Annotated in this window: 1 protein-coding gene; it reads left to right on the top strand. The window is 38.0% G+C overall.

The features are described from left to right. Nucleotides 1-274 (top strand): transposase (locus F4W09_RS17025; protein WP_151505449.1); only part of this gene is annotated, 274 nt, incomplete at both ends.

The raw sequence follows: 274 nt of genomic DNA, 5'->3' as shown, positions 1-274 counted from the left end.
ATATTACCTGTCTGTAAAAACCAGAGAATACAACGGCATAAAGCCCTGTCTACGATTGCAACACGAGGTAAAAGCTCAATGGGATGGTTCTTTGGCTGTAAGCTGCATTTGTTGATGAATCAATCAGGTGGAATAGTAAATACGGTTTTATCCAATGGACATACAGCAGATATCAAAATGGTGGAACAACTAGTCAAAGGAATGACTGCAAAATTGTATGCTGATCGTGGCTATATTAGTCAAGAATTAAAGAGTAGATTAAGAGTACAAGGTG

The organism is Acinetobacter tandoii (assembly GCF_008867985.1).
In the GTDB taxonomy this organism is placed as follows: Bacteria; Pseudomonadota; Gammaproteobacteria; order Pseudomonadales; family Moraxellaceae; genus Acinetobacter; species Acinetobacter tandoii.
Note: the sequence above shows the minus strand (reverse complement) of the source record. Positions and strands in the feature narration are given on the sequence as shown.